The sequence below is a fragment of the Microbacterium sp. G2-16M genome (genome assembly GCF_055809115.1).
In genome coordinates, this window is record NZ_CM147897.1 from 174,433 (window position 1) to 194,007 (window position 19,575).

A 19,575-nucleotide genomic window follows, 5' to 3' on the forward strand; every position below is an offset into this window, starting at 1 on the left:
GCGCGTCTGCTTTCAGCATACCCATCGACGCTGCGTCGCATCGCTGTTCGTGACAAGGCGTGACGTCGGCCGCCGACCCGGCCGCATGCCATAGACTTGTGAGGTTCCCGCGGCGGCTTTTTAGGAGGCGATCGCCATCACCACGACGTCCCGCGCCATTCCGGTGCCGTCAGCTTCTCCCCGCCGTCCGCGGACGCTCGGACGCACCGTGCGCGGCTACTTCCAGCTCACCAAGCCGCGGGTGATGGAGCTGCTGCTGGTCACCACGGTGCCGGTCATGTTCCTGGCGCAGGGCGGGCTGCCCGATCTCTGGCTGGTGCTGACCACGGTGCTCGGCGGCGCGATGTCGGCCGGCTCGGCGGCATCGTTCAACATGTATCTGGACCGCGACATCGACGTGCACATGCATCGCACCGAGAACCGCCCGCTGGTCACCGGCGAGGTCTCGCCGCGTGGCGCACTGATCTTCTCCTGGACGCTGGCGGTCGTCTCCACGATCTGGCTCTGGCTGACCACCAACTGGCTGGCGGCGGTGCTGTCGGCGGTCGCGATCTTCTTCTACGTCGTGATCTACACGATGCTGCTCAAGCGCCGCACCGAGCAGAACATCGTCTGGGGCGGGATCGCCGGCTGCTTCCCCGTGCTGATCGGCTGGACTGCCGTGACCGGCACGCTGGACTGGGCGCCGTTCGTGCTGTTCGCGGTGGTGTTCCTGTGGACTCCGCCGCACTACTGGCCGCTGTCGATGAAGTACAAGGACGACTACGAGGACGTGCACGTCCCGATGCTGGGCGCCACCCGCGCCGGCGCGCAGGTCGGCCTCCAGGTCATCCTGTTCGCCTGGGCGACGGTCATCTGCTCTCTGCTGCTGATCCCGATCGCGCAGATGGGCCTGGTCTACACCGTGTCGGCGGTGGCGTTCGGCGGCTGGTTCATCTGGGAGTCGCACCTGCTGTACAACCGCGCCGTCCGCGGGCAGGACCCGAAGCCGATGCGCGTGTTCCACGCGTCGATCACCTACTTGACGCTGCTCTTCCTGGCGGTCGCCGCCGACCCGCTGCTGCCGTTCTGAGGTCGGCTCCGAGCCGGCCCTCAGGCGGCCGGCCGGATCGCCACCGGCCGCTTGAGCTGGAAGATGAGGGCGGTCATCGTCGCGACGGCGATCGCCGCCAGCACCATGTGCACGCCGACCGCCAGCGGCGGCAGGGCGTTGCGCGCCTGGTAGAGCCCGACGGCGATCTGTGCGAGCTCGATCACCAGCAGCGCGATCGTCCAGCGGCGCAGGGCGGGCACGCGCGGACGGATGAGCTCGGCGCCGATCACCAGGACCACGGTGAGCGCGAACAGCGCGTAGGCGGGCCACGAATGCACGTGCTCCAGCAGGGTCGCATCGAAGCCGTTGCGCAGCGTGACCGCCGGATCGCCGGAGTGCGGCCCGGCCCCGGTCGTGAGGACCCCGACCACGACCGTCAGCGCCAGCACCGCCGACGCGATGTGCGTCACGGTGCCGAACCAGCGCGGCACCACGCGTTCCCGCGGACCGACGGGCTGCCGCATCCGCGCCACGAACGCGGCAGAGACGGCCACCAGCACCAGCGAGACGATGTAGTGGAACGACACCAGGTTCGGGCGCAGATCGAAGATGACCAGGATGCCGCCGACGATGCCCTGCAGGAGCACTCCGCCGAACACGATCCAGGCCATGGTCCACAGCTCGCGCCGCTGCCGGCGCAGGCGGGAGATGAGTACGATCAGCACGACCACGGCCAGCCCCACGAAGAAGGACAGCGCGCGGTTCCCGAACTCGATCAGGCTGTGATAGCTCTGCTCTGCGGTGGGAAACAGCGAGTCCGGGGTGCACAGCGGCCATTCGCAGCCGAGCCCGGAACCGGTGAGGCGGACGGCACCGCCGCTGCCGACGATCGCGATCTCGAGGACGAGCGAGACCCACGCGGCCACGCGCACGCGGCGATCCACGTGGTCGGGGAGCCAGTTGCGGAATCGCTGCCACAGGGTGGGGGCGGCCGTCGCCGGCTCGTTCGCGGACATGTCGGGTGATCGTCTCCTGTCGGCGCGCTGCGCCGCCGCATGGTGGTCTCGGATCCGCCTGCGGATCGGATGCCGGCGGAGCCCGGCCCGCCCGTCATGCGGACCCTATAGAATCGAGGGGTCGGATGCGCCGTGCGAGCGCGTCGCATCACTGACAGTCTAGGCGTGCGAGATGCGCCGAATGAGCGGGCCCGGAAAGCGGCACCCTTCCCCCAGCACTCCCGTGGGGGAGCAGGATGCCGGGACGGATGACACCGTAGCGGCCCAATAGAGGAGAGTGTGTGACGTCATGTCCGATGTCCTGATCGAACGTCCGGAACTCGACGGCCTGGGGGTCTACGAGTTCGGCTGGCACGACGAAGACGCCGCGGGGGCCAGCGCGACGCGCGGCCTCACCGAGGCGGTCGTCCGCGACATCTCGCGGATGAAGAACGAGCCGGAATGGATGCTGAAGAGCCGGCTGAAGGGGCTGCAGCTGTTCCAGCGCAAGCCGATGCCGACCTGGGGCGCCGATCTGAGTGAGATCGACTTCGACAACATCAAGTACTTCGTCCGCTCGACCGAGAAGCAGGCCCAGTCGTGGGAGGACCTGCCGGAGGACATCCGCAACACCTACGAGCGGCTGGGCATCCCCGACGCCGAGCGGCAGCGACTGGTCGCCGGTGTGGCCGCGCAGTACGAATCCGAGGTGGTGTACCACCAGATCCGCGAGGACCTGCAGGCCCAGGGCGTGATCTTCCTGGACACCGACACCGCGCTGCGGGAGCACCCCGAGTTCTTCGAGGAGTACTTCGGCACCATCATCCCGACCGGCGACAACAAGTTCGCCGCGCTGAACACGGCCGTATGGTCGGGCGGCTCGTTCGTCTACGTGCCCAAGGGCGTGCACGTGGAGATCCCGCTGCAGGCGTACTTCCGGATCAACACCGAGAACATGGGCCAGTTCGAGCGGACGCTGATCATCGCGGACGAGGACTCGTACGTGCACTACATCGAGGGCTGCACCGCGCCGATCTACAAGTCGGACTCGCTGCACTCCGCGGTCGTCGAGATCGTCGTGAAGAAGAACGCCCGGGTGCGGTACACGACGATCCAGAACTGGTCGAACAACGTGTACAACCTCGTCACCAAGCGCGCCATCGCCCACGAGGGCGCGACGATGGAGTGGGTCGACGGCAACATCGGCTCGAAGGTGACGATGAAGTACCCGTCGATCTACCTCGCCGGGGAGCACGCGAAGGGCGAGACCCTGTCGGTCGCCTTCGCCGGCCCCGGACAGCACCAGGACGCCGGCGCGAAGATGATCCATCTCGCCCCGTACACGCAGTCCTCGATCATCTCGAAGTCGATCGCCCGCGGCGGTGGCCGCAGCGGCTACCGGGGCGAGGTCCGGGTGGAGCCGAACGCGCACCACTCGGCGAACACCGTGCGCTGCGACGCGCTGCTGGTGGACACCATCTCGCGCTCGGACACCTACCCGTCCATCGACATCCGGGTCGACGACGTCGAACTCGGGCACGAGGCCACTGTCTCCAAGGTGAGCGCCGAGCAGCTGTTCTACCTGCAGTCGCGCGGCATGCCCGAGGACGAGGCGATGGCGATGATCGTGCGCGGCTTCATCGAGCCGATCGCACGAGAACTGCCGATGGAATACGCCCTGGAACTGAACAAGCTCATCGAGATGGGCATGGAAGGATCGGTCGGCTAGATGGCGGCCCCGACGACAGCGTCTGCACAGGCCTCGGCCGCGCAGACGGAGAACTCCCACGCGCACGTCGACCCGGCGGCGCGCCTGCGCGGGTACGACGCACCGGTCCAGACCCGCTCGGACCGACCGCGCTCGTACGATCCGGCCGATTTCGGCACGCCCACCGGCCGCGAGGTCAACTGGAAGCACACGCCGATGAGCCGGATCGGGGCGCTGCTGGATGCCGCGGCCGGCGACGACGGTGCGGTGTCGGTCCGTGTCGACGGCGGCGCCGCGCCGACCCTGCCGATCGGGCAGGCGCCGCGCGGCAGCGCGTTCGAGCCGGAGGACCTTCCCGCGGCGATCGCCTGGGCCCGGACATCCGATGCCCGGCACATCCTGGTCGACGGCGAGCTTGCGCAGCCGATCCTCGTGGAGGTCGCCGGCCACGGCGGCGTCGCGCACGAGCACATCGTCATCGAAGCGCGCCCGAACGCGCACGGCATCGTCCTGCTGCGGCATACCGGCAGCGCCTCGCTCGCCGAGAACGTCGAGATCATCGTGGGCGCCGGCGCGCACCTCGAGGTCGTGACGATCCAGGAATGGCAGGATGATGCGGTCCACCTCGCCACCCACCAGGCGACGGTGGGCAGGGATGCCACACTCCGGCACTTCGTCGTCAGCTTCGGCGGCTCGGTGGTGCGGGTCAACCCCAGCGTGCGGCTGTCCGGCGCCGGCGCGCGCGCCGACGTCTACGGCATCGGCTTCTGCGACGCCGACCAGCACCTGGAGAGTCAGGTGTACGTGTTCCACGAGGGACCCTCCACGGTCGCCGACGTGCTCTACAAGAGCGCGCTGCAGGGCGAGTCGGCCCACACGGTGTGGATCGGCGACGTGCTGATCGGACCGGATGCCGTGGCCACCGACTCGTACGAGGCCAACCGCAACCTCGTGCTCACCGAGGGCGCCCGGGCCGACTCGATCCCGAACCTGGAGATCGAGACCGGCGACATCCGGGGCGCGGGCCACGCCAGCGCCACCGGCCGGTTCGACGACGAGCACCTGTTCTACCTGCAGGCCCGCGGCATCCCGGAGGACGAGGCGCGCCGGCTGGTCGTGCTCGGCTTCCTCAGCGAGGTCGTGCAGCGCATCGGCATCCCGGAGCTGGAGACCGAGCTCATCGCGAACATCGAGCGGGAACTGGCCGGAGGCGTGCTCGAGCAGGCAGGAGCGCCCGCATGAGCGCGACCCGCGTGTGCGCGCTGAGCGAGCTGGAGCAGGACCTGCCGCTGCGCGTGGTGGTCGACGACGTGCCGATCTGCGTCGTGCTGGACTCCGCCGCCGAGGTGCATGCCATCGGCGACACCTGCACCCACGGCGAGGTCTCGCTCTCGGAAGGCTTCGTCGAGGACGACACCGTGGAGTGCTGGGCGCACGGCTCCCGCTTCTCGCTGCGCACCGGCCAGCCGCTGAACCTGCCCGCCTACGAGCCCGTGCCGGTGTACGTCGTCCAGATCGACGGCGACGACGTGCTCATCGACCCCACCGTGACGAAGCCGGCGCAATAGCCGCCGCCGTCGCCCCTGAACCGCAAGCCTGACGAAGGAATCCTGAATGTCTGTCCTTGAGATCCGCGACCTGCACGTGAGCGTGGAGACGGAGGCCGGGGTCACCCCGATCCTCAACGGCGTCACCCTCACCATCCGCACCGGCGAGACCCACGCCATCATGGGGCCCAACGGCTCCGGCAAGTCCACGCTGGCCTACACGATCGCCGGCCATCCGAAGTACACCGTCACCGGCGGCTCGATCACGTTCGACGGCGAGGACGTGCTGGCGATGACGATCGACGAGCGCGCCCGTGCCGGGCTGTTCCTGGCCATGCAGTACCCGGTCGAGATCCCCGGGGTGACGGTCACCAACTTCCTGCGCACCGCGAAGACCGCGATCGACGGCGAGGCGCCCGCCATCCGCAGCTGGATGAAGGACCTCAAGGTCTCGATGAAGAATCTGCGGATGGACCCGAAGTTCGCCCAGCGCAACGTGAACGAGGGCTTCTCCGGCGGTGAGAAGAAGCGGCACGAGATCCTTCAGCTCGAGCTGCTCAAGCCGAAGCTGGCGATCCTGGACGAGACCGACTCCGGGCTGGACGTGGACGCGCTGAAGATCGTCTCCGAGGGCGTGAACCGCGCCAAGGCCGAGACGAACCTCGGCGTGCTGCTGATCACCCACTACACCCGCATCCTCCGCTACATCCACCCGGACTTCGTGCACGTGCTGGTCCAGGGCCGCGTGGCCGAAGAGGGCGGGCCGGAGCTGGCCGAGCGCCTCGAGGAGGAGGGCTACGACCGCTACCTCGCGGGCGAGCCCGAGCCCGACGCCGTGATCGACGCGTAGACTCGACACATGCCCGCGACGCTGTCACCCGAGAAGTTCGACGAGGTCACCGAGGCGCTCAAGGACGTCATGGACCCCGAACTGGGGATCAATGTCGTCGACCTGGGCCTGATCTACGATCTGGCCTGGGACGATGAGAACGACGCCCTCGTCATCCACATGACGCTCACGAGCGCTGGATGCCCCCTCACCGACGTGCTCGAGGAGCAGACCGCCCAGGCGCTGGACGAGGTGGTCGAGCGGTTCCGGATCAACTGGGTCTGGATGCCGCCGTGGGGGCCGGAGCGGATCACCGACGACGGGCGCGACATGATGCGCGCCCTCGGCTTCGCCATCTGACGAAGCGTGACGCCGGAGACGCCTCCGGCGGGCGCGATCGGTAGGCTCGACGGGTGAGTGTCACCCCGCTTCAGGCCCTGCCGATCGATCAGTTGCGTCAGCGCTCGAGCACGAAGTGGCGGAAGTACCCCGCCGAGATCCTGCCGCTGTTCGTCGCCGAGACCGACTTCCCTCTTGCCCCCGCGATCACCGCACGCCTGACCGAGGCGGTGGCGCTCGGTGACACCGGCTACACCCCGCCGGACCCCGGCGTCCGCGACGCGTACGTCGCCTTCGCCCAGCGCCGGTTCGGCTCCGAGATCGACCCCGCCCGCGTGCGCACCACGTGCGATGTGATGATGGGGGTCGTCGAGATCCTCCGTGCGGTCATCGCACCGGGCGACCGCGTCGTCGTCACGCCGCCGGTCTATCCGCCGTTCTACGACACGGTGCCCGAGGCCGGCGGCGTGGTCGAGCGGGTGCCGCTGCGGCCCACCGGCGACGGCTGGGAGCTCGACCTGGACGGCATCGAGGCGGCGTTCGCCGACGGGGCGCGGGCGATCCTGCTGTGCAATCCGCACAACCCCACCGGCACCGTGCATGCGCGTGAGAGCCTGGCCGCACTGGCCGAGATCGCGCTGCGGCACAGCGCGCGCGTGATCAGCGACGAGATCCACGCGCCGCTGACCCAGCCGGATGCCGTCTTCACGCCGTTCCTGGACGCATCCGCGGCCGCCGGGGAGGTCGGGTTCGCGGTCACCAGTGCGAGCAAGGCGTTCAACCTCGCCGGGCTGAAGTGCGCGCTCATGGTCACCGACGGCCCCGGGCCGGCCGCGGTGGTGGCGTCGCTGCCGGATGAGGTGGAGTGGCGCACCGGGCTGTTCGGCGCGATGGCGGCCGTGGCGGCGTTCGACGAGGCCAGCGATCCGTGGCTGGACGGGCTGCTGGCGACCCTGGACGGCAACCGTCGCCTGCTCGCCGAGCTGCTGGAGGCGCACGTTCCGGGGGCGCGGTATCGGATCCCGGATGCCGGCTACCTGGCCTGGGTGGACCTGTCGGCGCTCGGCTGGGGCGACAACCCCGCGGTGAAGATCCTGCGCGAGGCGAAGGTGGCCCTGCACTTCGGCCCCCACTTCGGGCAGGAGGGGAACGGCCACGTGCGGGTGAACATCGGCTGCGCGCCGGAGGTGCTGCGCGAGGCGGTGCGGCGGATCGGCGCGCTCGTCGGCTGAGCTCAGTTCTCGGCGCGCCCGAGCCGCCAGTAGCCCATGAACGCGACCGCGCGGCGGTCCACCCCGTGCTCGGCGACCAGGTGGCGGCGCAGCTGTTTGATGGCGCCCGCCTCGCCCGCCAGCCAGGCGTACAGGGGTGCGCTCTTCAGGGCCGCGCCGCCCTTCGCGGTCCGCGGCACCTCCCACAGCAGGCCGGAGTCGATGTCCACCTCCTCGACCTCGGACCCGCGCCCCGGCGGGACGAGGGCGGCCGCGGCATCCCGGCCCGCCGGCACCAGGTGCGCGTGCCGGTCGCGTCCCGCGCGGGCGGCGACCCGGTAGTCGAAGCCGGGATGCCGGGGGAGGTACGCGACGTCGCGGGGATGGGGGACCTCGAGCACCACGGTGCCGCGCGCCGAATCCGGCAGCTGCTCCAGGATCACGGCGATCGCCGGCGCGGCGGTCTCGTCACCGGCCAGCAGGATGCCGGCGCACTGCGCGGGCGGCACGAAGTCGATGCCGAGGCTGACCGCGGGCGCCTCGGAGCGGGCGGCGGCCGGCGCGAAGATGAGCACCTCGTCGCCGATCTCCGCTCGCGCGATCCACGCCGACGCCGGCCCGGTGACGGCGTGCGCGACCATGTCGACATCCACCTCCCGCGCTGCGGGGCGCACGGCGCGCGTCGTGTACGTGCGGAACGGCGGACGCCCCTCCTCGGGCAGGGCACGCCATTGCGCATACCAGTCGTCGCCGGTCGGCATCGCATCGATCCCGACGGCCGGGGAGGGGAAGACGATCTTGATCCGCTGGTCGAACCCGGGGTCGCCGTAGTCGTCGAGCTCGTCGCCGGAGAACGTGAAGCGCCGGAAGCTCGGGGTCAGGTCGGCGATCGCACTCACCCGGGCGCGGAAGAAGCGACTCTCAGACATGGACGGCTCCGGTCGGGGCATCGAGCGGGTGCCGCACTCGGTGCCGCCCGCGGGGGAGGACGATGGGCGCGCCGGAGATCGGATCCTCGATCACCAGGCAGTCCAGGTCGAACACGTCGCGGATCAGGGCGCTGGTCACGACGTCCGCGGGCGCTCCGGCGGCCACGACCCGGCCGTCGCGCATCGCGAACAGGTGATCGGCGTAGCGCGCGGCGAGGTTCATGTCGTGCAGCACCATGACGATCGTCGTGCCGTGCTCGCGGTTGAGATCGGTGAGCAGATCGAGCACGTCGATCTGGTGGGCGACATCCAGGAAGGTGGTCGGCTCGTCCAGCAGGAGGATGTCGGTCTGCTGGGCCAGCGCCATCGCGATCCACACCCGCTGTCGCTGCCCGCCGGACAGCTCGTCGATGCTCCGGTCGGCGAGGTCGGTGATCCCCGTCGTCTCCAGCGCCCGGGCGACCACCTCGTCGTCGTGGGCGCTCCACCGCGCCAGCAGCCGCTGATGCGGCTGACGTCCGCGGCCGACGAGATCGGCCACGACGATGCCCTCGGGGGCGACCGGGCTCTGCGGGAGCAGGCCGAGCGTGCGGGCGAGCTGCTTCGTGTGCTGACGGTGCAGCGGCACGCCGTCCAGCTGCACCTCGCCGGCCCGGGGCTTGAGAAGTCGGGCCATCGCCCGCAGCAGGGTGGACTTGCCGCATCCGTTCGCGCCGATGACGGCGGTGATCCGCCCCGCGGGCACCTCGAGATCGAGATCGTGGACGACCGTGCGGTCGCCGTAGCCGAGGGTGAGGGATGCGGCGGTCAGGGTGTGCGATGCGGTCACAGGGATGCTCCCGAACGGTTGAGGCGGATCAGCAGGAAGATCAGGAACGGCGCGCCCAGGACACCGGTGACCACCCCGACGGGGTAGCGGCTGTCGAACGCGAACTGTCCGATGAGGTCGGCGATCATCACCAGCAGCGCGCCGACGAGTCCGGATGCCGCCGGCAGCGCCCGGGAGGGGCCGACCAGCCGCGCCGTGATCGGGCCGGACATGAAGGCGACGAACGCGATGGGTCCAGCCGCCGAGGTGGCGAACGCGAGGAGGGCGACGGCCGTCACCAGCGCGACGATGCGGGTGCGCTGCGGATGCACGCCGAGGCCGGCGGCGGTGTCGTCGCCCAGGCGCAGCGTGTCCAGCGCCCGGGATTGGGACAGCAGCGCGGGCACGAGGATGACGGACGCGATCGCCAGCGGGGCGATGGCCGTCCAGTCGGCCGCATTCAGGCTGCCGGTGAGCCAGCGCATGGCGGCCTGCAGATCCCAGGACGCGGCCCGGGAGAGCGCGTACGTGATGACGCTGTCGAGCATGGCCGCCACCCCGACGCCGATGAGGATCAGCCGTGTGCCGGCGAACCCGCCGCGATGGGCGAGGAGGAAGATGGCTGCGGCGGTGACGAGCGCGCCCACCAGGGCCAGCAGCGAGACCGCGACCGTGTCCAGCGCGAACAGCACGATGCCGACGACGGCGGCGGCACTGGCTCCCGCGCTGATGCCGATGATGTCGGGCGAGGCCAGCGGGTTGCGCAGCATGCCCTGGAACGTGACCCCGGCGGCGCCGAAGGCGAAGCCGGCGAGAACGGCAAGGGTGGCGCGGGGCAGGCGCAGATCGCCGACCGTGAACGAGGCTCCCGGGACCGTCTGCCCGGACAGGACGCGCAGCACCTCGGCCGGCGGGTAGAAGGTCTCGCCGATCATCAGGCTGACCGCGAACACGGCCACGACCGCGGCCGCCAGCATCGCCACGACCGCGGCGCGACGTCCGCGGCGCCGGCGCCGGCCGTCGGCGATCGTGCGCACGGCTGCGGCATCCGCCGCCGTCCCGGTGACGCTCACAGTTCACGCACCTTCTGCCGGCGGACGATCCAGATGAAGAACGGCGCGCCCACCAGCGCGGTGACGATGCCGACGTCGAGCTCGCTCGGGCGTGCCACGAGTCGGCCGATCACGTCGGACGCGACCAGGAGCCCGGCGCCGGCGACCGCCGAGAACGGCAGCAGCCAGCGGTGATCGGTGCCGACGAGCAGCCGGCACAGGTGGGGCACGATCAGGCCCACGAAGCCGATCGGGCCGGCGACGGCGGTCGCGGCGCCGCACAGGATCACGGCGCCCGCGGCGGTCACCAGGCGGGTCCGGGTGACATGGGCGCCGAGCCCGGCGGCCAGGTCGTCGCCGAGGGCGAGCGCGTTCATGCCCCGCGCGCTGAGCAGGCAGATCGCCGCGCCCAGCGCCAGCGCCGGCAGCACGAGGCCGATCCGGTCCCAGGTGGCGCCGCCGACGCCGCCGATCTGCCAGAAGCGGAAGCTCTCCATCGCATCGGCGCGAGGGAGCAGGACGGCCTGCACCAGCGAGGCGAAGGCGGCGGATGTCGCGGCTCCGGCCAGGGTGAGCTTCAACGGCGTCGCCCCGCCCGAGCCGAGCGAGCCCACGGCATAGACGAAGACGGCGGCCACCGCCGAGCCGATCACGGCGGCGCCCATCAGCACGCCCGGCGACGACACCCCGAGGAGGACGATGCACACCACGACCGCGAACGCGGCGCCGCCGGAGACGCCGAGGATGCCGGGGTCGGCGAGCGGATTGCGGGTCACCGCCTGCATCGACGCGCCGGCCAGCGCCAGTGCCGCGCCGACGAGGACCGCCAGCGCCGTGCGGGGGAGCCGTGCGATCACCGCGGCCTCGCCGATGGTGTCGGTGTGTCCGGCCAGGGTCGCCGCCACTTCGCCCGGCGAGACGACGCGCACGCCGAGCGCCACGGACGCCGCGCACAGCGCGGCCAGGACGCAGAAGGCGACCAGCAGCCACAGCCCACGCGTGAGAGGCCCGTGCCGGCGCGCCGTCGCGACGTGGCTGCGCTCGGTCGGGGCCGCCCCCGCGAGCGTCGCGCCGCGCTGCGCCGTCGCGGTCATCAGCCGAGGGCCTTCGCCAGCAGCGCGAAGTAGTCGTGGATGCCCCACCCGATCGACAGCGGCGACGGGTTCGCCGACGCCGCGAGGGGAGTGTCGTTCTGCAGGACGGCGATGTGACCCGCCTTGATCGCCGGGATCTTGGACAGCAGCGGATCGGCCTGCAGCTTGCTGATCATGGTCGCCGCGTCATCGCCGTAGGTGACGAACAGGTCGACATCTTTGAACCGGTCGGCCTGCTCGGAGCTGACGGTGATGTAGAACTGGTCGGTCTTGGCCGATTCGTCCTGCACGATCTGCGGCTCCGGCATCCCGAGGCTGTGCAGGAAGCCCGGGCGGGTGTCGTGGTCGGTGTAGAAGCCGATCTTGCTGAAGTCCGAGGGATCGATGTAGGAGAAGAGGACCTTCGCGGTCTTCAGCTGCGGGAAGTCGGCGAGGGCGGCATCGACCTCTCCGTGCAGCGTGTCGATGAGGGCGTCGCCCTCCTTGGCGAGGCCGAGCGCCTTCGAGTCCATCCGGATCATGTCCTCGTAGGAGGTGCCCCACGCGGTTCCGGGGTAGGCGACGACGGGGGCGATCTTCGACAGTGTGTCGTACTCGGTGCGGCTCAGGCCGGAGTATGCGGCCAGGATCACATCGGGCTTGGTGTCGGCGACCGCCTCGAAGTCGACGCCGTCGGTCTCGTCGTACAGCGCCGGGGTCTTGCCGCCCAGCTCGGCGATCCGATCCTCGGACCACGGCAGGATGCCGTCATGGTCGTCGTCGCCCCACGTGGACTTCGCCATGCCGACGGGCACGATGCCGAGCGCCAGCGGCACCTCGCCGTTGCCCCAGGCGACCGTCGCGACCCGCTTCGGCTTGCTCGGGATCGTCGTCGTGCCGTACACGTGGTCGATGGTCACCGGGAAGCCGGCCTCGGATCCCTGCTGGTTGGCGGAGGCGGGGGCGTCGGCCCCACTCGCGCAGCCGGCCAGCAGGAGGGTCGAGGCGGCGACCACGGAGAGGGCGGCCAGTGACAGCGCGCGGCGAATGGGCACGGAGGACTCCTTCGGGGTACGGGGGTTGGTAAGGCTACCCTAACAGCACTCGGAATCATTCGCGGATGCCAGTCGGCGACGAGCCGGTGCGAACCGCTCAGGAGGCGGGCTCGACCAGTCCGGCGTCGTAGGCGAGGATGACCGCCTGCACCCGGTCGCGCAGCGACAGCTTGGCGAGGATCTTGCCGACGTGGGTCTTCACCGTCTGCTCGGCGATGAACAGGGCGGCGGCGATCTCGCCGTTGGACCGCCCCTGGCCGATGAGGGTGAGCACCTCGCGCTCGCGCTCGGTCAGACCCTCCACCGCCCCGGTGCGGGAGGCCCTCGGCTTCTGCGCGGCGAACTGCGCGATGAGCCGGCGCGTGACCCGCGGTGCCAGCAGCGCGTCTCCGGCGGCGACCACGCGCACGGCGTTGACGAGCTCGTCCGGCAGGGCGTCCTTGAGCAGGAACCCGCTGGCACCGGCCTGCAGCGCGTCGTACACGTAGTCGTCGATGTCGAACGTGGTGAGCATGATGATCCGCGGCACCTTCGCGGCGGGGTAGGACGGGCCCACGATCCGCCGGGTCGCCTCGATCCCGTCCATCTCCGGCATCCGCACGTCCATCAGGATCACGTCCGGGTCGACCCGGGCAGAGAGCGCGACGGCCTCGGCGCCGGTCGCGGCCTGCCCGACCACGGTGATGCCCTCGTGCGCGTCCAGGAGCGCGGCGAACCCGGCCCGCACGATCGCCTGATCGTCGGCGACCAGGACGTCGATGCTCACAGCGAGCCCTCCGAGGCCTCGGGTGCCGGATGCCGCGGCAGGCGTGCCGTGACGGTCCACCCGCCGTCCGGGTCCGCTCCCGCCTCCAGGCTACCGCCGAGCAGGTGGGCGCGTTCGGTCATGCCGCGCAGTCCGTGGCCGCCGGGGACGCCGGCGACCGCGGTTGCCGGCGCATTGCGGACGCGGATCGTCACATCGGCGGCATCCGCGATCACCGACACCGTGATCGGGGCGCGCGGCGCGTGCCGGACGGCGTTGCTGAGGGCCTCCTGCACGATCCGGTAGGCGGCGATCTGCGTGGCGGCGTCGACATCGCCGCGCGCCCCGTCGTCGGGCATCTCGGTCAGCGCTATCTCGGCACCGGCGCGCCGGGTCGTCTCCACCAGCGCAGGGATGTCGCCGAGTCCGCGCTGCGGGGCCAGCGGGACGGCGTGGTCCTCGGTGCGCAGCACCCCGAGAATCCGCCGCATCTCGGCCAGCGATGTGCGCGCGGTCGCCGCGATCTCGTCGAACTCGGCGGCCGGCTCGTCCGCCAGATCCGGAAGGCGGTAGCGGGCGGTGGAGGCCTGCACCTGGATCAGCGACATGCCGTGGGCGACCACGTCGTGCAGCTCGCGGGCGATCCGGGTGCGCTCCTCGACGAGCTCGCGCCGCCCCTGCTCCTGCGCGGTCAGGGCGCGCTGGCTGCTCAGCTCGGCGCCCAGGCGCAGCCGGCCGGCCAGCAGCACGGCGATCAGGTAGACGCCGGCCGAGATCGAGGTGGTGACGATGAGGTCGTTCGCGCTGGGGATCGAGGGGATCATCAGCGCGACGATCAGCCCGGCAGCCGTGCCGGCCCCCAGCAGGATGAGTCCGAGGCGCCACCCGTGCGGCACGGTGACGGCGAGCAGGCAGACGGCGAACGCGATGATCATCGGCACCGACCAGGGCCACGGTGCGCCCAGCGGGTGATCGCGGGCGACGGTGAGGGGGCTGAGGGCGGCGGATGCCGTGAACACCACGATCGCGATGGTCGGGCGCTTCAGGGCGATCAGGGGGGCGGCGACCGCGCCCGCGCCCAGCAGCATGGTGGCCGGGACCGGGGCGCCGTAGACGGTCGCGTGCACCGGGACCAGCACCGCGTAGAGCGCCGCGGCGACCATGCCCAGGACGATCAGCATCACCGTGCGCTGGTCGCGCAGCCGGGGCGGGAGCGGCCGTCGGGGCCGCCGCTGCTTCACCCGTTCCGCACGCGCCCCACGTCTCGCCGGCTTCGCACGCATGGGGCTCATCCTGCCATCTCGCGCACCGCGACCGCGCTGTCCTCGTCACCCGCGGCGGCGGTGTGCGCCTCGAGGCGGCGACGGCGGGCCACCGAGACGCGGTCGACGGCGATGCCGACCGCCACGGCCACGGCCACGCCGATGGCGGCGGCCAGCAGCGGCTGCTGTGCGAACCAGCTGCCGGCCACGAGGCCGATGCCCGCTCCGTACACCGCCCATGTGATCCCGCCGAGCGCGCTGATCGGCAGGAACCGGCGCCACGGGTAGCCGACGGCGCCGGCGGTCATGTTGACCGCCACCCGGCCGACCGGGATGTAGCGTGCGCCGATGATCAGCGCGCCCCCGCCGCGGCTCAGCGAGCTCTGCGCGCGCTCGACCGCGGCCGCCACGCGCGGGCGGCGCATCCAGGCGAAGCGCCGGGTGCCCACGACCCGGCCCAGCGCGTAGGTGAGGTTGTCGCCGAGCACCGCGCCGCAGGCGGCGATCAGGCACAGCAGCGGCACGATCATGAGCTGGCCGGATGCCGCGGCTGCCGCGGCCGCGGCCACCAGCACCGTCTCGCTCGGCACGGGCGGGAAGACGGCGTCCACCGCCGCCACGACGAACATCACCAGCAGCACCCACGGCGAGGCGGCGGCGGTCAGGATGAAGGCGTTGATCATGTCCACCCCCGAACCGTAGGTGGGCGGTGCCGCCGTGCACATCACTCCGGGGTATCGTCCAGGTCATACCCTGGAGGGGTCTTTCCGGTCTGCGTCGTATACTGGGTGGCTGGCCATTCGGCCGCCTTCCCCGAGAGAACGGACGTTCCGCTGTGCTTGCCGTGCACGACCTCCAGATCCGCGTGGGCGCTCGCACGCTCATGTCGGGCGTGTCGTTCCGCGTGGGCGCCGGCGACAAGATCGGGCTGGTCGGCCGCAACGGCGCCGGCAAGACGACGCTCACCAAGGTGCTCGCCGGCGATGTGCTGCCGTCCGAGGGCAAGGTCGAGCGCACGGGGGAGCTGGGGTACCTGCCGCAGGACCCGCGCTCGGGCGACCCCGACATGCTGGCCCGCACCCGCATCCTGGACGCGCGGGGACTGGGGAGCCTGGCGATCGGCATGCACGAGGCATCCCTCGCGATGGCCGACGACGACGCGGATGCCGCCGCCCGCGCCATGCGCCGCTACGCGAACCTCACCGAGCGGTTCGAGGCCCTGGGCGGTTACGGCGCCGAGGCCGAGGCCGCCACCATCGCGCACAACCTGGCCCTCCCGGACCGGATCCTGGACCAGCCGCTGCGCACGCTGTCCGGCGGCCAGCGCCGGCGCATCGAGCTGGCGCGCATCCTGTTCTCGGACGCCGAGACGATGATCCTGGACGAGCCGACCAACCACCTCGACGCTGACAGCGTGGTGTGGCTGCGCGAGTTCCTCAAGGGCTACCGCGGCGGGCTGATCGTGATCAGCCACGACGTCGAGCTGGTCGGCGAGACGGTCAACCGGGTGTTCTACCTGGACGCGAACCGTCAGCTCATCGACATCTACAACATGAACTGGCGCAACTACCAGCGGCAGCGGGTCGCCGACGAGGAGCGTCGCAAGAAGGAGCGGGCCAACGCCGAGAAGAAGGCGACCGCGCTGCAGCAGCAGGCCGCGAAGTTCGGGGCCAAGGCCACCAAGGCCGCTGCCGCGCACCAGATGGTCGCCCGGGCCGAGAAGCTGCTCAGCGGGCTGGAAGAGGTGCGCCAGGTCGATCGGGTCGCCAAGCTGCGGTTCCCCAAGCCGGCGCCCTGCGGGAAGACTCCGCTGATGGCATCGGGACTGTCGAAGTCGTACGGATCGCTGGAGATCTTCACGGATGTCGACCTGGCGATCGACCGCGGATCGAAGGTCGTCGTGCTGGGCCTGAACGGCGCCGGGAAGACCACGCTGCTGCGCATCCTCGCCGGGGTCGACCAGCCCGACACCGGACAGCTCGAGCCCGGGCACGGCCTGAAGATCGGGTACTACGCGCAGGAGCACGAGAATCTCGACATCTCGCGCACGGTGCTGGAGAACATGATGGGCGCGGCCCCGCACATCACCGCCACCGAGGCGCGCAAGGTGCTCGGATCGTTCCTGTTCACGGGCGACGACGTGCTCAAGCCGGCCGGGGTGCTCTCCGGCGGCGAGAAGACCCGCCTGTCGCTGGCCACGCTGGTGGTCTCGTCGGCGAACATGCTCCTGCTCGACGAGCCGACCAACAACCTCGATCCGGCCTCGCGCGAGGAGATCCTGGACGCGCTCGCGCACTACGAGGGCGCGGTCGTGCTGGTCTCGCACGACGAGGGCGCCGTGATGGCGCTGAACCCCGAGCGCGTGCTCATCCTGCCCGACGGCGTCGAGGACATCTGGGGTCGCGACTACGCGGACCTGGTCGCGCTGGCCTAGCCTCAGCGGCCGGCGCGATCCAGCAGGGCGTCCTCGTCCTGGGAGTCCCGGTCGTCGTGGGCCGCCCGTTTGGCGCGCGCCCGGCGCACGGTCGTCTCGTCGCGCAGCCGCTGCGCGGCCTCGGGATCCGTGACCGCGAGCGCGGCGATGGCCGCGGCATCCTCCGCCTCTTCGCGCCGTGCCCGCCGCTCGGAGCGGATGACGTACCAGATGAAGATGAACCCCATCACCGCGAACATGATCCACTGGATGCCGTACGACAGGAACGGGCCCGGATCGGCCGAGGGCGCCTCGAACGGCTGCGGCGAGGTCGCCGGAGCGGGATCCTCCGAGACGAGCTGACCGTAGGCGCCCTGATCGAGCGCGGCGCCGTCGGCCCCACCGATCTTCTCGGCGATCAGCGGCAGGTTCACCGAGGGCACCTGCCCCTCGGGGGCGTTCGGTCCGGAGCCGGGCAGCGTCTCGCCCGGCACCAGCCGGGCCACGACGGTCACCGTGCCCGACGGTGCGGACGGGATGCTGTCGGGGGTGGGCTGCCGGTTGCCGGGCAGCTCCCAGCCTCGGTCGACGAGGAACACCCGCCCGTCGTCCATCCGCAGCGGGACGATGATCTCGTACGCGGCCGTGCCCCCGTGCACGCGGTTGCGCACGAGCAGCTGCTGATCGGTCAGATATGTGCCGGTCATCGTCACCGGAAGCCACTTCGCCTCGGCGGGGAGGTGCTCATCGGGTGCGAGCAGGTCGGCCAGCGGCACCGGTGCGGCGTCGTAGTTGCGCGCGATCAGGTCGAGCTGCTCGGTGCGGGCGGCGTTCTTGCTCAGCTGCCAGTGGGAGAGGAACGCGCAGGCGATGGCGAACACGATCGCCACCCCCACGTAGGCGGTCCAGCGCACCGCGGCCGGGGCGGTCTGTCGGCGGCTCATCGGGGCTCCTCGAGGGGGACCGGGTCGGTGACGGGGGGATCGGTCGGCGGCGACGGGAACGGGTGCACCGCGACCGGGAACCGGCGGGAGGCGAGGTAGTCGCGCAGGTACTCGACGTGCTCGTCGCAGGCCAGCCAGATCTTGCGCCGGGCGGCGTCGTGGATGCGCGGGTTGCGCCAGACCACCTGCGCGACCGCCGGCGCACGACAGCCCGCTCGTGCGCACACCTCGACTGCGCGTACGTCGACTGCGCGCACGTCGGCATCGGCCGCCTCGCGAGGCGGCACGCGATCGCTCATGACCGCTCGTCCGGCGTGCGCCGCTGTTCGGCCGTCTCCTGGTCGGTCTCGTCCTGCCCGGTCTCGTCCTGCCCGGCCGCGTCCTGCCCGGCCGCGTCCTGCCCGGCCGCGTCCTGCCCGGCCGCGTCGGGCGTCGAGGACGTGACGGCGGGGGTCTCCCGCACGCGGATCACCGGCTCTGCCGGCTCTGTGTCGGGCTTGGCATCGAGGGCGCGTTCGGGGGTCACCGCATCAGTGGTCTTGCTGTCCTGGCCGACGTTGGCCAGCACCACGGCGATGTAGGGGAGGAAGACGGCGCCGACGCCGAACACCCACGTGTACCAGCCGAACGGCTGCACGAACACCATCAGCAGGAAGCAGACCACGCGCACGCCCATGGTGATCAGATAGCGCTGCGAGCGCGCGCCGAGCTCGTCGCGCGGGGGACGCGGCAGAGAGGTCGCCGACTGCGGATGCGAGGAGGTCTTCACGGTGCTCCCAGCCTACGCCGAGTGTGCGGAACGGTCGCCACTAGGCTGGTGCGAGCATCCGACCGAGAACCCCGGGAGTGCCTCATGTCCGCAGACCGCGTCGTCCTCGTCACCGGCGGGAATCGCGGCATCGGCCGCGCCATCGCCGAGCGCTTCCTGGCCGCCGGATACCCGGTGGCCGTGACCGCCCGTTCCGGCCAAGGCCCCGAGGGCACGCTGACGGTGCGTGCGGACGTCACGGACGCCGCGTCCGTCGACGCCGCGTTCAGCGAGGTCGAGCAGCAGCTCGGGCCCGTGGCGGTGGTCGTGGCCAACGCCGGCATCACCAAGGACACCCTTCTGCTGCGCATGACCGAGGACGACTTCGACAGTGTCGTGGACACCAACCTGGGCGGCACGTTCCGCGTGGTCAAGCGGGCATCGAAGGGGATGCTGAAGGCCCGCTGGGGTCGCGTCATCCTCATCTCGTCGGTGGTCGGCCTGTACGGCTCGGCCGGTCAGATCAACTACGCCAGTTCGAAGGCCGGGCTGGTCGGGTTCGCCCGGTCGCTCACCCGCGAGCTGGGCGCCCGCGGCATCACCGCCAACGTCGTGGCCCCCGGCTTCATCGAGACCGAGATGACGGCCGAGCTGCCCGAGGAGAAGAAGGCCGAGTACAAGAAGGCGATCCCCGCCGGACGGTACGCCAGCGCGGACGAGGTCGCCGGCGTCGTGACCTGGCTGGCGTCGGAGGACGCCGCGTACATCTCCGGCGCCGTGATCCCGGTCGACGGCGGACTGGGCATGGGCCACTGACCGGCGTTCGGTGCGCCGGCACGCCCCGGATCGCGAACCCGTCCGGAGTGAGTCGCCCAGCAGCAGCG

Annotated in this window: 21 protein-coding genes; 9 read left to right on the forward strand and 12 right to left on the reverse strand. The window is 71.2% G+C overall.

All coding sequences use genetic code 11. From position 1 onward, the window contains the following. Window positions 1-157 precede the first annotated feature (157 nt). Entirely contained in the window at window positions 158-1,072 is a 915-nt protein-coding gene (locus AC0L6F_RS00840; RefSeq protein ID WP_274638445.1) for a heme o synthase, read from the forward strand. A 20-nt stretch (window positions 1,073-1,092) separates the two neighbouring features. On the opposite strand, the gene AC0L6F_RS00845 is transcribed toward AC0L6F_RS00840, so the two are convergent. Beyond that, window positions 1,093-2,049, reverse strand: coding sequence for a COX15/CtaA family protein (locus AC0L6F_RS00845; RefSeq protein WP_473538850.1), 957 nt, complete (start codon window positions 2,047-2,049; stop codon window positions 1,093-1,095). A gap of 289 nt (window positions 2,050-2,338) precedes the next feature. Here AC0L6F_RS00845 and sufB point away from each other — a divergent pair, with 289 nt between their 5' ends. Genes sufB through AC0L6F_RS00875 form a run of 6 tightly spaced genes read left to right on the forward strand, consistent with a single transcriptional unit; the run spans window position 2,339 to window position 7,683 of the window. Further along, window positions 2,339-3,757, forward strand: coding sequence for a Fe-S cluster assembly protein SufB (gene sufB, locus AC0L6F_RS00850; RefSeq protein ID WP_473538852.1), 1,419 nt, complete (start codon window positions 2,339-2,341; stop codon window positions 3,755-3,757). After that, window positions 3,758-4,978 carry a Fe-S cluster assembly protein SufD gene (sufD, locus tag AC0L6F_RS00855; RefSeq protein ID WP_473538854.1) on the forward strand — a complete coding sequence of 407 codons (1,221 nt, stop codon included), beginning with the start codon at window positions 3,758-3,760 and terminating at the stop codon, window positions 4,976-4,978. After that, entirely contained in the window at window positions 4,975-5,304 is a 330-nt protein-coding gene (locus tag AC0L6F_RS00860; protein ID WP_473538856.1) for a non-heme iron oxygenase ferredoxin subunit, read from the forward strand. The genes sufD and AC0L6F_RS00860 overlap by 4 nt, the downstream gene beginning before the upstream one ends. Window positions 5,305-5,350: 46 nt before the next feature. Next, complete coding sequence (gene sufC, locus AC0L6F_RS00865; RefSeq protein WP_274635736.1) at window positions 5,351-6,133, forward strand: Fe-S cluster assembly ATPase SufC; 783 nt, start codon at window positions 5,351-5,353, stop codon at window positions 6,131-6,133. A 9-nt stretch (window positions 6,134-6,142) separates the two neighbouring features. Next, the gene (locus tag AC0L6F_RS00870) at window positions 6,143-6,472 is read left to right on the forward strand and encodes a metal-sulfur cluster assembly factor (RefSeq protein WP_259611799.1); all 330 of its coding nucleotides are present in this window, start codon (window positions 6,143-6,145) and stop codon (window positions 6,470-6,472) included. A gap of 53 nt (window positions 6,473-6,525) precedes the next feature. Beyond that, on the forward strand, window positions 6,526-7,683 hold the full coding sequence (locus tag AC0L6F_RS00875; RefSeq protein ID WP_473538857.1) for a MalY/PatB family protein: 1,158 nt from the start codon (window positions 6,526-6,528) through the stop codon (window positions 7,681-7,683). 2 nt (window positions 7,684-7,685) lie between these two features. On the opposite strand, the gene AC0L6F_RS00880 is transcribed toward AC0L6F_RS00875, so the two are convergent. The 8 genes from AC0L6F_RS00880 to AC0L6F_RS00915 form a co-directional block, all read right to left on the reverse strand. After that, window positions 7,686-8,591, reverse strand: coding sequence for a siderophore-interacting protein (locus AC0L6F_RS00880; RefSeq protein WP_274635734.1), 906 nt, complete (start codon window positions 8,589-8,591; stop codon window positions 7,686-7,688). Then, the gene (locus AC0L6F_RS00885; protein ID WP_274635733.1) at window positions 8,584-9,420 is read right to left on the reverse strand and encodes an ABC transporter ATP-binding protein; all 837 of its coding nucleotides are present in this window, start codon (window positions 9,418-9,420) and stop codon (window positions 8,584-8,586) included. The genes AC0L6F_RS00880 and AC0L6F_RS00885 overlap by 8 nt, the downstream gene beginning before the upstream one ends. Beyond that, window positions 9,417-10,472, reverse strand: coding sequence for an iron ABC transporter permease (locus AC0L6F_RS00890; RefSeq protein ID WP_274635732.1), 1,056 nt, complete (start codon window positions 10,470-10,472; stop codon window positions 9,417-9,419). Before AC0L6F_RS00890 ends, AC0L6F_RS00885 begins: the two co-directional genes overlap by 4 nt. Then, on the reverse strand, window positions 10,469-11,545 hold the full coding sequence (locus tag AC0L6F_RS00895) for a FecCD family ABC transporter permease (protein WP_473538859.1): 1,077 nt from the start codon (window positions 11,543-11,545) through the stop codon (window positions 10,469-10,471). Before AC0L6F_RS00895 ends, AC0L6F_RS00890 begins: the two co-directional genes overlap by 4 nt. Then, on the reverse strand, window positions 11,545-12,573 hold the full coding sequence (locus tag AC0L6F_RS00900; RefSeq protein ID WP_473539921.1) for an iron-siderophore ABC transporter substrate-binding protein: 1,029 nt from the start codon (window positions 12,571-12,573) through the stop codon (window positions 11,545-11,547). The genes AC0L6F_RS00895 and AC0L6F_RS00900 overlap by 1 nt, the downstream gene beginning before the upstream one ends. Before the next feature lie 103 nt (window positions 12,574-12,676). After that, window positions 12,677-13,345 (reverse strand): response regulator, encoded by a 669-nt coding sequence (locus AC0L6F_RS00905; RefSeq protein WP_259611803.1) that lies wholly within the window; start codon window positions 13,343-13,345, stop codon window positions 12,677-12,679. After that, window positions 13,342-14,607 (reverse strand): sensor histidine kinase, encoded by a 1,266-nt coding sequence (locus tag AC0L6F_RS00910; protein ID WP_473538860.1) that lies wholly within the window; start codon window positions 14,605-14,607, stop codon window positions 13,342-13,344. The genes AC0L6F_RS00905 and AC0L6F_RS00910 overlap by 4 nt, the downstream gene beginning before the upstream one ends. Before the next feature lie 5 nt (window positions 14,608-14,612). Then, on the reverse strand, window positions 14,613-15,269 hold the full coding sequence (locus AC0L6F_RS00915) for a DedA family protein (protein WP_473539922.1): 657 nt from the start codon (window positions 15,267-15,269) through the stop codon (window positions 14,613-14,615). 152 nt (window positions 15,270-15,421) lie between these two features. Here AC0L6F_RS00915 and AC0L6F_RS00920 point away from each other — a divergent pair, with 152 nt between their 5' ends. Beyond that, window positions 15,422-17,020 (forward strand): ABC-F family ATP-binding cassette domain-containing protein, encoded by a 1,599-nt coding sequence (locus AC0L6F_RS00920; protein WP_473538861.1) that lies wholly within the window; start codon window positions 15,422-15,424, stop codon window positions 17,018-17,020. Window positions 17,021-17,022: 2 nt separating this feature from the next. Here AC0L6F_RS00920 and AC0L6F_RS00925 read toward each other — a convergent pair whose 3' ends face one another. The 3 genes from AC0L6F_RS00925 to AC0L6F_RS00935 are packed head-to-tail and all read right to left on the reverse strand — an operon-like array spanning window position 17,023 to window position 18,712. Then, window positions 17,023-17,943: an SURF1 family cytochrome oxidase biogenesis protein gene (locus AC0L6F_RS00925; protein WP_473538862.1), complete on the reverse strand. Its 921-nt coding sequence runs from the start codon at window positions 17,941-17,943 to the stop codon at window positions 17,023-17,025. Beyond that, window positions 17,940-18,200 (reverse strand): hypothetical protein, encoded by a 261-nt coding sequence (locus AC0L6F_RS00930; RefSeq protein ID WP_473539923.1) that lies wholly within the window; start codon window positions 18,198-18,200, stop codon window positions 17,940-17,942. The genes AC0L6F_RS00925 and AC0L6F_RS00930 overlap by 4 nt, the downstream gene beginning before the upstream one ends. Before the next feature lie 38 nt (window positions 18,201-18,238). Then, window positions 18,239-18,712: a DUF3099 domain-containing protein gene (locus tag AC0L6F_RS00935; protein WP_259611808.1), complete on the reverse strand. Its 474-nt coding sequence runs from the start codon at window positions 18,710-18,712 to the stop codon at window positions 18,239-18,241. Between the two features lie 84 nt (window positions 18,713-18,796). Here AC0L6F_RS00935 and fabG point away from each other — a divergent pair, with 84 nt between their 5' ends. Continuing rightward, window positions 18,797-19,507: a 3-oxoacyl-ACP reductase FabG gene (gene fabG, locus AC0L6F_RS00940; protein ID WP_473538863.1), complete on the forward strand. Its 711-nt coding sequence runs from the start codon at window positions 18,797-18,799 to the stop codon at window positions 19,505-19,507. The last annotated feature ends 68 nt before the right edge of the window (window positions 19,508-19,575 follow it).